The organism is Sphingomonas sp. (assembly GCF_036269755.1).
Taxonomy (GTDB): Bacteria; Pseudomonadota; Alphaproteobacteria; order Sphingomonadales; family Sphingomonadaceae; genus Sphingomonas.
This window is the reverse complement of the sequence record NZ_DATBDV010000011.1, coordinates 28,897-40,823: the sequence shown is the minus strand read 5'-3', so window position 1 is coordinate 40,823 and position 11,927 is coordinate 28,897. Positions and strand designations below refer to the sequence as shown.

Sequence of the window (11,927 nt, the reverse complement as noted above, 5' to 3'; positions counted from 1 at the left end):
TTACACCGGCATGCTCATGATGTCCTTGTAGGCGGACAGCAGTTTGTTCCTGACTTGCAACGTCGCCTCGAAGCTCACCGACGCCTGCTGGCGGGCGAGCATCACCTTGGCGATGTCGATCGTGTCGCCGCGCTCGTACGAAGCGGAGATGTCGGCGGCGGCGTTCTGGCTCTCGTTGACGCCCTGAAGCGCATTCGACAGCGAGTCCGCGAAGCTCGCCGGGCCGGTCGCTTGCGGCGCGGACGCGGCGCCCTGGGCGTTGACTCGCGCCAGCGCCTGGTTGCGTTCGAGGATCTGCGCACGCAGCGCCATCACCCGGTCGACGCCCATCGCGCCGTCGATTCCGCCAATGCCGCTCATGCCGACATCCTCGTGCTGCGGGTGATATCCTCACCCTGTTCGCGCGCCTTGGCGAGGCGATAGCGGAGCGTGCGCTCTGAAATGCCGAGCCGCCGCGCGGTTTCGATCCGGCTGCCGCCGCACGCGGCGAGCGTTTCGCGGATCGCATGGAATTCGCTGAACTGGACGACGTTCGCGAGTGTGTCGCCGGATGCCGAGCGCGCCGGCGGGGCGTCGGCTTGCGGCCCGGCGCGGCGATCGAACACGATATGGCTAGCGGAAATGGCATCGCCGGCGGCGAACAGCATCGCACGCTGGATGACGTTCTCGAGCTCGCGGACGTTCCCCGGCCAATCGTGCGCCATCAGCATGTCGATCGCGCTATGATCGGGCCAGGGGATCGACGCGCGGGTGCCGGCGTGGCGCAGGATCATCGCGGCCGTCAGCGCCGGAATGTCCTGGGGCCGCTCCGCCAGCGGACGCGTCGCAAGCGGGAACACCGACAGGCGGTAATAGAGGTCGGCGCGGAAGCGGCCGGCGGCGACTTCCTCGGCGAGGTCGCGGTTGGCGCAAGCGATGATGCGAACGTCGACCGAAATCGCCTGGGTCGCGCCGATCGGGATCACTTCGCGCTCCTGGAGCACGCGGAGCAGCTTGGCCTGGAGCGCCAGCGGCATTTCGGCGATCTCGTCGAGCAGCAGGGTGCCGCCATCGGCCGCGCGGAAGAACCCGTCGCCGGCGCCGCTCGCGCCGGTGAACGCGCCCTTCTGGTGGCCGAACAGCATCGCTTCGAGCATCGTCTCGGGAAGTGCCGCGCAATTGATCGCGACGAACGGCTTGTCGGCGCGCGGGCTGGCGCGATGGATCGTACGCGCCAGGACTTCCTTGCCGGTTCCGGTCGGACCGTTGATCAGCACGGTGATGTCGGCGCCGGCGACGCGCTCGGCGAGCGCGAACAAGGCGAGGCTCTCGGGATCGGCGGCGGTCGCCGCGTCGGCGCCAGCGACATAGGCATGCGTGAAGGCGTTGCCGATCGCCGCGTCGGCGGCGCCGAACGCGATCCGCGCCGGCGCGTTCGCGGCCCCACGCGAAAAGCCGCAGCCTTGGTCGGCCACCACCAGCGTCCGGGCAGCGATCGGCACGGCCTCGCCTTCGGTGACCAGGAAAGTGTCGTTCGGCCCCGGCCGCGCGCCGTCGTCGGCGACGGTCAACCCCTGCGCCTTGAGCGACGAGATCAACGCATATTTCTGACGAAGCATCGCGGCTGACGGAAAGATCGAACGCATGAATTCCCCCTTGGTGAAGAGGGAAATGGGGCAACAAGGTAAACGACCGGTTAAGCATGTTGCCGGGGCGGCAAAATATTTCCGGCAAGGACGCGCGCGCGCGGACGTACGCGAGCGGAAACAGGCGACCCGCTGCCTTTGCCGCCCTGCCGGCTCCCCAAAACATCATGGCGAATAAAAATACTTAATCGCGCACCGAACCGGTCGTTTTCCTGTTGTGACGGCTCGGTTCCCCTTGGGGGGCAACGGGAGCGTCAGGGCAAATGGAGACGACCAATGACCGTAATTGGAACCAATGTCGGCGCGCTGCGCGCCGCGAATGCGTCGATGAGCGCCAACAGCGCGCTCAACACGGCGATGGAGCGCCTGTCGACCGGCAAGCGCATCAACTCGGCGAAGGACGATGCCGCCGGCATCGCCGTCGCTTCTTCGATGACCTCGCAGATCCGCGGCATGAACCAGGCGATCCGCAACGCCAACGACGGCATGTCGATGGCGCAGACCGCCGACGGCGCGCTCAACGAAGTCACCAACATGCTGCAGCGTATGCGCGAGCTGGCCGTTCAGTCGGCTTCGGGCACGTACAGCGACGATGACCGCACCAACATGCAGGTCGAAGTCACCGCGCTGACCACGCAGATCACCAACATCCTCGACAACACGCAGTTCAACAAGGTCAACCTGTTCACCGGCGACGCCGGCAGCTCGGGCGACGTGACGATTCAGACCGGTTCGAGCGCGGCCGACACCGTGACGGTGTCGTTCGCTCAGATCGATCTGTCGGATGCGACCGGCGTTGACATTTCGGCACAGGACGACGCCTCGGACGCGCTCGACACGATCGACACGGCGATCACCACGGTGAACACGGCGCGTGCCGGGTTCGGCGCGGCGCAGAGCCAGCTGCAGTCGACGGTGAACAACCTGTCCGACAACGTCACCAACCTGAGCCAGGCGCGCAGCGGCATCGAAGACGCCGATTTCTCGGCCGAATCGACCAACCTGGCGAAGGCTCAGATCCTGGCCCAGGCATCGACCGCGATGCTGGCCCAGGCCAATCAGAGCGCTCAGTCCGTTCTCAAGCTGCTCCAGTAATCCACGAGCAGCCGGAGGTACGGCTCCGGCATCCTGCCCCCCTTCAATAGGGGTGCCGGAGCCGACAATGGAAACCCCGGTGGTCGCGAGACCGCCGGGGTTTTCTCATGCCAACACGACGCAACTCGACTCGCGCTACTCGCTTATGCCGGAAAGCAGTTCGTCGAGCTGGTCCAGCTGCTCGGGCAGCCCGGCCGCCGAACCCTGCATGGCTTCCTCGAGCGCCTCCGCGGACGGATAGGCTTCGTGGAACGTCAGCAGCGTCTTCCCGCTTTGCTCCTCAAACGTCACCGTCGTGACCGCGCCCTCCTCGCCCTCGTCGTTGGTCCAGACGATCCGCTCGTCCGGCACCACTTCGAGATACTTGCCGTAAAAGGCCATCGCGTCCGAGCCGCCGGCGCTGAATTCCAGGCGATATTTGCCGCCGGTGCGGACGTCCATGTCGCACGAAACGAGCGAAACGCCCGGCGCCGATTTGGGCACCCACCAGCGCCGGAACAGCTCGGCTTGGCTCCATGCCCGGAAAACAATGCTCGGCGGCGCATCGAACGTCCGCGTCACGACGAGTTCGCGATCCCCTCTGCGCTCGATCGACGTGCGGTTCTGTGTACTGCTAACTTGCTGATCCATTGCTTTCCTCCTGTTTCATTTCGCCGATGATTTCGTCCAATGCGTCGAAGCGGTCCTCGAACAGCTTGCGGTGCGCCTGGATCCATTCCGCCTCCGCCGAGAGGCCGCGTGTCCCAAGCTTGCAGGTTCGCACCCGCCCGACCTTCTGCGTGACGACGAGCCCCGCCCGCTCCAGCACCTGGACGTGCTTCTTGATGCCGGTCAGCGTCATCTGGAACTTGTCCGCGAGACTGGTGATCGACGCGTCCGCACGGCCGAGCTGATCGATGATCCCGCGGCGGGTCGCATCGGATAGCGCCGCGAACGAGAGGTCGAGGGGAGGGCTTGAATAGTGAACCATATAGTTCAGTGTCTAGCGTGCTCGCGCAGGAAGCGCAAGCGTCCCGACATTTCTCTTCGGTAGATTGGAGTTTTCCTACACCCCTTGCCCCGTGCTATGATGCAGACGGCTCTTTGACAGCCTGAAATATCTGCCGCTTGCGGACGCCGCCGCATGCGCGCGACTGCGCATAGGGCGTGAACTTTGTGGATTTTCGCCGCCGCGAATTGATCGCTTGGTGCGAACATTCGTGAACATTCGCGGCCGTCATGCCGCGCGGGCGAGCGCCTTTTTGAGTCTGGCGTGTGCCGAGGCCTTGATCTGGCAAACGCGCGCGGCGCCGACGCCGAGGACCTGGCCGATCTCCTCGAGGTTGAGTTCCTCGACGTAATAAAGCTGGACCACTTGCGCCTCGCGCTCGGGGAGCGCCGCGATCGCCGCGATCAGCTTGTCGCGCAGGTCCGCCTCGGCGAGCTGCTCGAACGCGTCGGGATCGTCCGACATGAACCATGGCCCCTGATCGGTATAAACGTCGTCGAGTGAATCGAACCGCACCGCTTCGGCACCGACGTAATCGGCGCGCAGCTTCTCGACGCTGACGCCGAGGCGGTCGGCGACTTGCGCATCGCTCGGCGGCACGCGGTCGACGGTCAGCGCGGCGACCGTTTCCTGATATTGCTTGCGGCGGCGCATCGCCCCGCGAGTCAGTGTCGCCTGACGGCGCAGCTGGTCGATCATGCTCCCACGCAGCCGGGTTGCGAGATATTGCTCGAACGTGACCTGTCCGCGATCCTCGAACGCGTGGATGGCCTCGACCAAAGCGACGAGGCCAGTCTGCACGAGATCCTCGACCTCGCACACGCCCGACACGCTGCCATGGACGTGCCAGGCGATGCGGCGAACGAGCGGCGAATGCTTGCGCACCAGTGCATCGACATCCGGCCCCGCACGACCATAAACGAGCGGTTGGGCTTCCGCGAACGCAGCTCTCATCGGCAGCGCGCTCATGCCGCGAGCGCCTGCGGTGCCCCGATCACGGCGACGACTTCGACCGCCTTCTCCTCGGGCACCTCAAAGAAGCTCATGACCGGCGTGTCGGGCAGGCACGTCTTGACCAGCTTGCGGATCGCGAGGCGGATCGCGGGCTGCACGACGAGCGCGAACGGCTTGGCCTCGGCGACCAAGGGCTGCGCCGCTTGCTGTAGCGCGTCGACAATGCGGCGGCCGAGATCGGGTTCGATCGTGTGACGCCGCGACGGATCGCCGCGCACCGCCTGGCCGAGCAATCCTTCGAGCTGCCCTTCGAGCGTCATCACCCGCAACGGCTCATGCACGCCGCACAGCCGCTGAATGATCAGCGCGCCGAGCTCGGGGCGGATCGCCTCGATGATCTCCTCGGCGTCGGCGGTTTTCTGCGCGGCGTTGGCGATCGCGGCGGCGATGCGGCGGAATTCCTTCAACGGAATGCCCTCGGCGAGCAAGCCCTTGAGCACCTGAGTCAGCGTGGTCAGCGGCAGCGGCGCGGGCGACAGCGCCGCGACCAGTTGCGGGCTCTTTTCCTTGAGCCCGTCGAGCAACGCCTGGACCTCGTCGGCGCCGAGCAAGTCGGCGGCGTTGCTGCCCAATTGATGGTTGAGATGGGTGGCGATCACCGTCCCGGAATCGACCACCAGATAGCCCTGGCCGGTCGCGGCATCGGCGTCGCCCGGCTGAATCCACGTCGCGTCGAGCCCGAAGGTCGGGTCCTTGGCCTTCTTGCCGTGCAAGTCGCCGAAGCCCTGCCCGGTGTTGAGCGCGAGCATTTCGTCGGCCGAAGCCTGGTCCTCGCCGACCACGACGCCGCCGACGACGATGCGGTAGGTGTACGGGGCAAGGTTGATGTCGTCGCGCACGCGGACTTGCGGCACGACGAAGCCGAGGTCCTTCGACAGCTGGCGACGCACCCCGGTGATGCGCCCCATCAAGGGCGCACCGCGGCGCTCGTCGACCAGCGGCACCAGGCCGTAGCCGATGTCGAGGTTGATCTGCATGCCGTCGGCGACTTCGTCCCAGCCGATCTTCGACAAATCGGGGGCCGGTGCGGCGGGCGCTGGCGACGGCGGGCGCTTGGCGATCTGGTTGAGCTTCCACGCGGTGAACCCGGCGATGCTTGCGGCCGACAGCAGGACGACGTGCGGCATGCCCGGCAACACGCCGAGGATGCCGAGGATCGCGGCGACCGGCGTCCAGGTGCGGGCCGAGCCGAACTGGGTGCCGATCTGGCCGGCGAGATCGTGGCTCGAGGTGACTCGCGTGACGATCGCGGCGGCGGCGATCGAGAGCATCAATGAGGGAAGCTGCGCGACGAGCGCGTCGCCGATCGCGAGCAGCACGTAATTGTGCGCGGCGTCGCCCAGCGACATGCCGTGGCTCACCGGCCCGAGGATCAGCCCGCCGATGATGTTGGCGAACAGGATCAGCAAGGCGGCGATCGCGTCGCCCTTCACGAACTTGGACGAGCCGTCCATCGACCCGTAGAAATCGGCCTCGGTGGATACTTCGACGCGGCGCGCTTTGGCTTCCTCGGGCGTGATCAGCCCGGCGTTCAAGTCGGCGTCGATCGCCATCTGCTTGCCGGGCAAGGCGTCGAGCGTGAAGCGCGCGCTGACTTCGGACACCCGGCCCGCGCCCTTCGTCACGACGATCAAATTGATGATCACCAGGATGGCGAAGACGAATATCCCGACGACGTAATCGCCGCCGATCAGGAACGTCCCGAACGCTTCGATCACGTGGCCCGCCGCTGCCTCGCCCTCATGCCCGTGGACGAGCACGACGCGAGTCGAGGCGACGTTGAGGCCGAGCCGGAACAAGGTCGCGAACAGGAGCACCGTCGGGAAAGCCGAAAAATCGAGCGGCTTCTGCGCGTTCAGCGCGACCATCAGCACCGCGAGGCTGATCGCGATGTTGGTGACGAAGAAGATGTCGAGCATCGCCGCCGGAATCGGCACGACCATGACGCAGACGAGCAACAGGATCGCGAGCGGCAGCGCGGCCTGGCGGGCATTGCCGCCCAACGACTTGTTCAAAAAACTCGGCACTAGACTGTCAGCTCCCCAGGCTTGCGAGCATCATGTACGCCAGCCGCGCGGTGTCGGGCGTCGGACGGAGCAGGTTGGTCGAATCGATCGCCGGATTGGCGGTGGCGCCGGCGGCGCTGGTCGAATTGACTCGCGCGAGCGCCGCCTTGGCCCAGGCCGCGGCGCTCTGGTTGGTCTCGCCCGACCCGGTGATGACGATGGCATCGCCCAGATTGGTCATGCCGGCGAGCGCGGCGAAATTGGCCCTGGCGGTCGCGAAGTCGCCGCCCCGCGCGATCGCGGGAATCATCGCCGGGTCGGTGCCGAGCGCGTCGGAGGCGAGGCCGGTCGCGCCGACGCTCGCCGCGCCCTTGTCGAGCTTGGCGGCGAAGCGCTGGTAGATGTCGCCGAGGCTGCGCGCATTACCCGACGCCTCGTAGAAGATGCCGCGGTTGGCACGCGCCGCGGCGGGAAACATCGCCGCGCCCGACACGCCCGGATTGACCTGCATCGTGCGCAGGAACGACTTCGCGCCGCCCAGCCCGAGGAAGTGCGCCATATAGAGGTCGGTGCCGGTCGCGCCGCGGCCGAGCGTCCCCTCGAGTGCGGACTTGTTGTCCGACGCGGAAGCGGCGGCCATCGAGGCGGAGACTGCGGGGTTGTTGCGCAAGTCGAGGATCGCGCGGCGCATCGCCGGGTCGGCGACGCTAAGCCGGCCGTTGGCGCCGCGGCTGATCGCGTTGGACGCCCAGTCGAGGCCGTAATCGCCGCCGTGCTGTTTGACGACCCCGAGCCAGCTTTGATCGATGAATTGATAGAGCCCGGTCGCCGACGAGGTGCCGGCACGCGCGCTTGGGTTCAGTCCGCTTTCGAGCTGCGCTTGCCCAAGCAGATAGTCGAAGTCGATCCCGGTCGCCTGGCTCGCTTGCGCGATCGCCGAGCGGACATTGCCGACATTGCCAGAGATTGCTTCGACGCCCATCGGCCCCTTGGTGAACTGCCCCTATTGGGGATCGGTTCAGCAAGGGTCGTGCCAGATGTGGTAAACGGCCGCGGTTAACGGGCGTGCATGTGCAGAAAACGGCTTAGGCGTACGCCGCAACCCGCCCGTTGGGGCGGTAGCCGCCGGCATCACCGGCAAGCATTTGCAGCCGGCGGCGGACGTTTGCCGCCAACAGGTTGACGTAGATGCGCGCGGTTTCGTTCAAGCGCTGCGCTTCTTCGGCGAGCTCGCGCACGCCGGGTTCGGCCGCGCCGCCGCCGATCGCGGCGAGTTGCTCGATCGCGACCAGCTTCTTGCGAGTCGCGCGGTCGAGCGCGGCGACGTCGTTCGCCTTCATCGCCGCGATCTCGGCGTGGAGCGAATCGATCACTCGGATCAGGCCATCACGCCGGGTCATTCGACATCCAATCGTATTTGAGCGCGAGCATGCGGTCCGCGATCGTTGCGGGCAGGATCGGGAAGGTACCCTCGGCGATGGCTTTCTTGATGCGCGCGACACGGTCGGCATCGACCGGCGGTTGCGCCGCCAGCGCGCTCGCCAATTGCCCGGGGGTCGGCGCCCTCGGTGTCTCGTGCGAAGCAGTGGCGACCAAAGCGACCGGCGCCGGCGCCGCCACGTTCGTGACGGGAGCGACGCGGAGGTCGGGCGTCGAGCCCTTCGGTCCGATCGGGTCCATCATGGTCCACCTTGCAACTTACTCGGATCATCGAACGACCGCCTGCTCAAAAGATTTAGAAAAAATTATTCCCCGCCCGGAATCACGGCTTTGCCCGACTCGACCGCGATCGCCTGGATGGGCGGCTTGTTGGCCTCGACCCGGATCAGCACGCGCGCACCCGCCGCGGCGTCGCTCATCGCGATGCCGTCGCGCGTGATCGAGAAACCGGCATCGCCGGCCACGACCGACACCGGGTCGCCGCGTTTGATCACGATCACGGGCTTGGCTTCGGGCACCGCAATGGATGCCTCGGACGCCGCGAGCGCCGTCGCTGGAACTACGGGTGGCGCGGCAATCCGGATCGGCACGAAGATCCGCCAGTCGGGGTCGGGGCATGCCACCACCACCGAATCGTGGACGGGCGTGCGCCAGTTGAGCGTCACCATCGGGCAGGCGGCGAGCTTGAGCCGCGTATCGACCGCCGTGCGCGCGCCGCCATCGTCGCCGATCGGATGGCCCGTGAACCCGGCGACCGCCTTGTCGAGCAGGCTCGTGCTCTGGAAAGTCTGCGCCGCCGCCGGGGCGGCGGCGGCGAGCGCTGCGAGCAGGAAAGTCGCGCGGATCATGGCTTGGTCCTTTGGGCGGTATTGCCGGTAAAGCTGACGGTGACGAGCACGCGGCATCCGGTCGTGGCGCTCGCGATCGCAACGCGATCGGCGGCGACGCCGTGGTTGATGAGGTAGGCGGCTATCGCGCGGGCGCGATCGGTCGCGAGCAGATCGGCGCTGCCAGTGGCGTGGTCTACGTCCCCTGCCCCCGCCGTTCCGCCGCTCACGCGCAAGCTCGCGCGCGTATCGATGAGGCTGGCACGCGCGAAGTCGAGCAACATTTCGGGCGCTTGCGGTACTGCCGAGCCGGGCGCGAAAGCGACCGCAGCGGCCGCGAGCGGGATCGGATCTGGATTGGGCGCGTCGACCTTCGTCGCCCCGAACCCTTCGCGCAAACCTTTGGCCAGCGCCTGGCGATCGGTCGCCTGGATCAGCACGAAGAAGCCGACCAGCAGCAGCGCGAGATCGGCGAGCGTCCATAGCCAGAGCGGGCGCCCCGGCGGCGGGTCGAGCAGATCGTCGCTCATGCCGCTACCACCGCCATCATGGGACGTGCTCGGTCGATTTCGGCCAAAGCGGCAAGCGGGGCGACGAGCCTCGCCCGCTCTTCGAGTTCGGCGCGCGCGCGGCGGCGCAAGCGTACCGCCACCGGTATCGCGACCAGATTGGCGATAAGCGCGCCGTAGAGCGTCGCGAGCAAGGCGACCGCCATCCCCGCGCCGATCGCGCTAGGGTCGGCCATCGCCAGGAACATCTTCACCAGTCCGATCAGGGTCCCGACCATGCCCATTGCGGGTGCGACCTCGGCGGCGCCTGCCCACATATCGGCGGCGGCGGCGTGGCGCAGCACGCGCGCGCGGCGGCGCTCGTCGAGCAAGCGAGTAATCTCGGCGGGCGTGGTGCCGTCGACGACTTCGGCGATCGCGGCGGCGACATCGGGGTCTGCGAGCACCGAACGGTCGAGCGTGTGGACGCCGTGGCGCCTGGCGATGCGGCCGAGCGCGCGAACCTGATCGATCAACGGGTCGGCGTCGAAATTGCGGCGCGGCAGGACGGCGAGCGCGGCGATCCCGCGCCCGACGTCGCGCAACGGCGTGCGCAGCAGCGTCGCGGCAAGCGTACCCCCCGCGACGATCGCGATGGCGGCGGGGTCGATGAACGGGGCGAGCGCGTCGGGCGTGATCATGCGCGAGGGCTCTGCAAGCGCCGGGCCAATTCGCCTTTCGTCGCCCCGGCGCAGGCCGGGGCCGCTGTGCGGCACGCGCGACGCCTATGACAGATCGGCCCCGGCCTCCGCCGGGGCGACGCTGGCATCGGCAAAACCGGCAATCCGCTTGCCGCCGACCGGCAATCCCTTGCCGCTTTCCCCCGCCGCCCCCGGTAAAACCGCCTCCAAACAGCAATTGGCACGGCCTTTGCTGACCTCTCGCGCAGGAATTAACGCGAGGGAACCGGCTCGATGGCCGACAACAGTCTGTTCGGGATACATGCAGCAGCGCTCGAAGTGCGCGGCCAGCGCATGGGCATTCTCGCCTCGAACATCGCCAACGCCTCGACCCCCGGGTTCAAGGCGAAGGACATCGACTTCCAAAAGGCGATGGCCGCCGCGCAGACCGGCGACGTCGGCAACGCGATCTCGGGCGCGACGATGTACCGCGTGCCGCTCCAGCCCAGCCTCGACGGCAACACCGTCGACCTGTCGACCGAGCAGACCGCTTTCGCCGAGAACGCCGTCCAATATCAGACGACGCTCGCGTTCCTCAACGGACGCATCAACGAAGTCACGCGCGCGTTACGGGGAGAATAAGCATGCCCAACGGACCGCTTTCGATCTTCCAGGTATCGGGCCGCGCGATGTCCGCGCAGCTCGTGCGGATGAACACGACCGCTTCCAACCTCGCCAATGCCGGGTCGGTCGCGAGCTCGCCCGAGACCGCGTACCGCACGATGAAGCCGGTGTTCCGCACCAGCTTCGACAAGGCGTCGGGCATGGCCACGGTCGACGTCGAGAGCGTCGTCACCGCGGGCGCCGATCCGACCAAGCGCTACGACCCCGCCAATCCGATGGCCGATAAGGACGGCAACGTCTGGGAATCGAATGTCGATGAAACGCGCGAACTGGTCGACATGATGGAGACCGCGCGCGGTTATCAAAACAACGTCGAAGTGATGCAGACCGCCAAGTCGCTGATCGTCGACACGCTCAAGCTCGGGAAATAATTCAGATGACCAGCACGTTCGACACCACGCTCGCCAATCTCGGCATCGCGCGCAGCGGTTCGGCCGCAACACCGACGGTTTCGACCGCCGCCGCGTCGCAGACGCTCGGCCAGGCCGACTTCCTGAAGCTGATGACCGCGCAGATGCAGAATCAGGATCCGTTCAATCCGGTCGACAACACGCAGATGGTCGCCCAGATGGCGCAATTCTCGTCGCTGTCGGGGATCACCGACATGGCGTCGACGCTCAAGACGATCGCCGCCAAGCTGACCGGCACCTCGACCACCGACGCGATGTCGTATGTCGGCAAGACCGTGCTGACCCCCGGCGACACTGCGTTCGCGCGGACCAGCGGCGGCATCGCCGGCGCGGTCGAACTGGGCGGCGACGCGACCAACGTCACCGTCACGATCCAGGACGCCAACGGCCAGACCCTGAAGACGCTCAACCTCGGCCAGCAGCCGCAGGGGACCGCGACCTTCGACTGGGACGGCACCACCGACAGCGGCGACGCTGCCGGGGCCGGGCCGTTCAAGGTCGTCGCCAGCGCGACCAACGGCGGCACCGCGGTGACCAGCCAGGCGCTCGTCTGGGCGCCGGTCACCTCGATTTCGATGCCGGCCTCCGGCTCTCCGATCCTCAACGTCGCCGGGCTCGGCGCGATCGACATTTCCGCCGTTCGCCAGATCGGCTGACCTCAATCCCCAAG

The 11,927-nt window shown here is 67.0% G+C and carries 16 protein-coding genes; 4 read left to right on the top strand and 12 right to left on the bottom strand.

Annotated elements, in window-relative coordinates:
* Positions 1-360: a flagellar hook-basal body complex protein FliE gene (gene fliE / locus VH326_RS08640; protein ID WP_329631412.1), complete on the bottom strand. Its 360-nt coding sequence runs from the start codon at positions 358-360 to the stop codon at positions 1-3.
* The gene (locus tag VH326_RS08635; RefSeq protein ID WP_329631411.1) at positions 357-1,625 is read right to left on the bottom strand and encodes a sigma-54 interaction domain-containing protein; all 1,269 of its coding nucleotides are present in this window, start codon (positions 1,623-1,625) and stop codon (positions 357-359) included. Before VH326_RS08635 ends, fliE begins: the two co-directional genes overlap by 4 nt.
* A gap of 276 nt (positions 1,626-1,901) precedes the next feature.
* Between VH326_RS08635 and VH326_RS08630 the strand changes: the two genes are divergently transcribed.
* Positions 1,902-2,720 (top strand): flagellin, encoded by an 819-nt coding sequence (locus VH326_RS08630; protein ID WP_329631410.1) that lies wholly within the window; start codon positions 1,902-1,904, stop codon positions 2,718-2,720.
* Between the two features lie 135 nt (positions 2,721-2,855).
* On the opposite strand, the gene VH326_RS08625 is transcribed toward VH326_RS08630, so the two are convergent.
* The 10 genes from VH326_RS08625 to VH326_RS08580 form a co-directional block, all read right to left on the bottom strand.
* Positions 2,856-3,350: an SRPBCC family protein gene (locus VH326_RS08625; protein WP_329631409.1), complete on the bottom strand. Its 495-nt coding sequence runs from the start codon at positions 3,348-3,350 to the stop codon at positions 2,856-2,858.
* The gene (locus VH326_RS08620) at positions 3,334-3,690 is read right to left on the bottom strand and encodes a metalloregulator ArsR/SmtB family transcription factor (RefSeq protein WP_329631408.1); all 357 of its coding nucleotides are present in this window, start codon (positions 3,688-3,690) and stop codon (positions 3,334-3,336) included. The genes VH326_RS08625 and VH326_RS08620 overlap by 17 nt, the downstream gene beginning before the upstream one ends.
* A 246-nt stretch (positions 3,691-3,936) precedes the next feature.
* A complete protein-coding gene (locus tag VH326_RS08615) occupies positions 3,937-4,677 on the bottom strand; it encodes a sigma-70 family RNA polymerase sigma factor (protein ID WP_329631407.1) in 741 nt (246 codons plus the stop codon).
* On the bottom strand, positions 4,674-6,749 hold the full coding sequence (gene flhA, locus VH326_RS08610) for a flagellar biosynthesis protein FlhA (protein ID WP_329631406.1): 2,076 nt from the start codon (positions 6,747-6,749) through the stop codon (positions 4,674-4,676). The genes VH326_RS08615 and flhA overlap by 4 nt, the downstream gene beginning before the upstream one ends.
* Positions 6,750-6,756: 7 nt before the next feature.
* Positions 6,757-7,710 (bottom strand): lytic transglycosylase domain-containing protein, encoded by a 954-nt coding sequence (locus VH326_RS08605; RefSeq protein ID WP_329631405.1) that lies wholly within the window; start codon positions 7,708-7,710, stop codon positions 6,757-6,759.
* Between the two features lie 103 nt (positions 7,711-7,813).
* Positions 7,814-8,128, bottom strand: a complete 315-nt coding sequence (locus VH326_RS08600; protein WP_329631404.1) for a flagellar protein FlgN — start codon at positions 8,126-8,128, stop codon at positions 7,814-7,816.
* Positions 8,115-8,408 (bottom strand): flagellar biosynthesis anti-sigma factor FlgM, encoded by a 294-nt coding sequence (flgM, locus tag VH326_RS08595; RefSeq protein ID WP_329631403.1) that lies wholly within the window; start codon positions 8,406-8,408, stop codon positions 8,115-8,117. The genes VH326_RS08600 and flgM overlap by 14 nt, the downstream gene beginning before the upstream one ends.
* A 65-nt stretch (positions 8,409-8,473) precedes the next feature.
* Positions 8,474-9,016 (bottom strand): flagella basal body P-ring formation protein FlgA, encoded by a 543-nt coding sequence (locus VH326_RS08590; protein ID WP_329631402.1) that lies wholly within the window; start codon positions 9,014-9,016, stop codon positions 8,474-8,476.
* The gene (locus VH326_RS08585) at positions 9,013-9,525 is read right to left on the bottom strand and encodes a flagellar motor protein MotB (RefSeq protein ID WP_329631401.1); all 513 of its coding nucleotides are present in this window, start codon (positions 9,523-9,525) and stop codon (positions 9,013-9,015) included. The genes VH326_RS08590 and VH326_RS08585 overlap by 4 nt, the downstream gene beginning before the upstream one ends.
* On the bottom strand, positions 9,522-10,184 hold the full coding sequence (locus VH326_RS08580) for a motility protein A (RefSeq protein WP_329631400.1): 663 nt from the start codon (positions 10,182-10,184) through the stop codon (positions 9,522-9,524). Before VH326_RS08580 ends, VH326_RS08585 begins: the two co-directional genes overlap by 4 nt.
* Positions 10,185-10,457: 273 nt before the next feature.
* Between VH326_RS08580 and flgB the strand changes: the two genes are divergently transcribed.
* Genes flgB through VH326_RS08565 form a run of 3 tightly spaced genes read left to right on the top strand, consistent with a single transcriptional unit; the run spans position 10,458 to position 11,913 of the window.
* Positions 10,458-10,805, top strand: coding sequence for a flagellar basal body rod protein FlgB (flgB, locus tag VH326_RS08575; RefSeq protein WP_329631399.1), 348 nt, complete (start codon positions 10,458-10,460; stop codon positions 10,803-10,805).
* Positions 10,806-10,807: 2 nt separating this feature from the next.
* Positions 10,808-11,218: a flagellar basal body rod protein FlgC gene (gene flgC, locus VH326_RS08570; RefSeq protein WP_329631398.1), complete on the top strand. Its 411-nt coding sequence runs from the start codon at positions 10,808-10,810 to the stop codon at positions 11,216-11,218.
* Between the two features lie 5 nt (positions 11,219-11,223).
* Positions 11,224-11,913: a flagellar hook assembly protein FlgD gene (locus tag VH326_RS08565; RefSeq protein ID WP_329631397.1), complete on the top strand. Its 690-nt coding sequence runs from the start codon at positions 11,224-11,226 to the stop codon at positions 11,911-11,913.
* Positions 11,914-11,927: the final 14 nt, after the last annotated feature.

What these genes read in the sequence shown, in the direction of transcription:
- fliE (WP_329631412.1), bottom strand. Translation starts at nt 360, where the DNA reads ATGAGCGGCATTGGCGGAATCGACGGCGCGATGGGCGTCGACCGGGTG.
- flgB (WP_329631399.1), top strand. Translation starts at nt 10,458, where the DNA reads ATGGCCGACAACAGTCTGTTCGGGATACATGCAGCAGCGCTCGAAGTG.
- VH326_RS08565 (WP_329631397.1), top strand. Translation starts at nt 11,224, where the DNA reads ATGACCAGCACGTTCGACACCACGCTCGCCAATCTCGGCATCGCGCGC.
- flgC (WP_329631398.1), top strand. Translation starts at nt 10,808, where the DNA reads ATGCCCAACGGACCGCTTTCGATCTTCCAGGTATCGGGCCGCGCGATG.
- VH326_RS08630 (WP_329631410.1), top strand. Translation starts at nt 1,902, where the DNA reads ATGACCGTAATTGGAACCAATGTCGGCGCGCTGCGCGCCGCGAATGCG.
- VH326_RS08580 (WP_329631400.1), bottom strand. Translation starts at nt 10,184, where the DNA reads ATGATCACGCCCGACGCGCTCGCCCCGTTCATCGACCCCGCCGCCATC.
- VH326_RS08635 (WP_329631411.1), bottom strand. Translation starts at nt 1,625, where the DNA reads ATGCGTTCGATCTTTCCGTCAGCCGCGATGCTTCGTCAGAAATATGCG.
- VH326_RS08600 (WP_329631404.1), bottom strand. Translation starts at nt 8,128, where the DNA reads ATGACCCGGCGTGATGGCCTGATCCGAGTGATCGATTCGCTCCACGCC.
- VH326_RS08590 (WP_329631402.1), bottom strand. Translation starts at nt 9,016, where the DNA reads ATGATCCGCGCGACTTTCCTGCTCGCAGCGCTCGCCGCCGCCGCCCCG.
- VH326_RS08585 (WP_329631401.1), bottom strand. Translation starts at nt 9,525, where the DNA reads ATGAGCGACGATCTGCTCGACCCGCCGCCGGGGCGCCCGCTCTGGCTA.
- flgM (WP_329631403.1), bottom strand. Translation starts at nt 8,408, where the DNA reads ATGGACCCGATCGGACCGAAGGGCTCGACGCCCGACCTCCGCGTCGCT.
- VH326_RS08625 (WP_329631409.1), bottom strand. Translation starts at nt 3,350, where the DNA reads ATGGATCAGCAAGTTAGCAGTACACAGAACCGCACGTCGATCGAGCGC.
- VH326_RS08605 (WP_329631405.1), bottom strand. Translation starts at nt 7,710, where the DNA reads ATGGGCGTCGAAGCAATCTCTGGCAATGTCGGCAATGTCCGCTCGGCG.
- VH326_RS08620 (WP_329631408.1), bottom strand. Translation starts at nt 3,690, where the DNA reads ATGGTTCACTATTCAAGCCCTCCCCTCGACCTCTCGTTCGCGGCGCTA.
- VH326_RS08615 (WP_329631407.1), bottom strand. Translation starts at nt 4,677, where the DNA reads ATGAGCGCGCTGCCGATGAGAGCTGCGTTCGCGGAAGCCCAACCGCTC.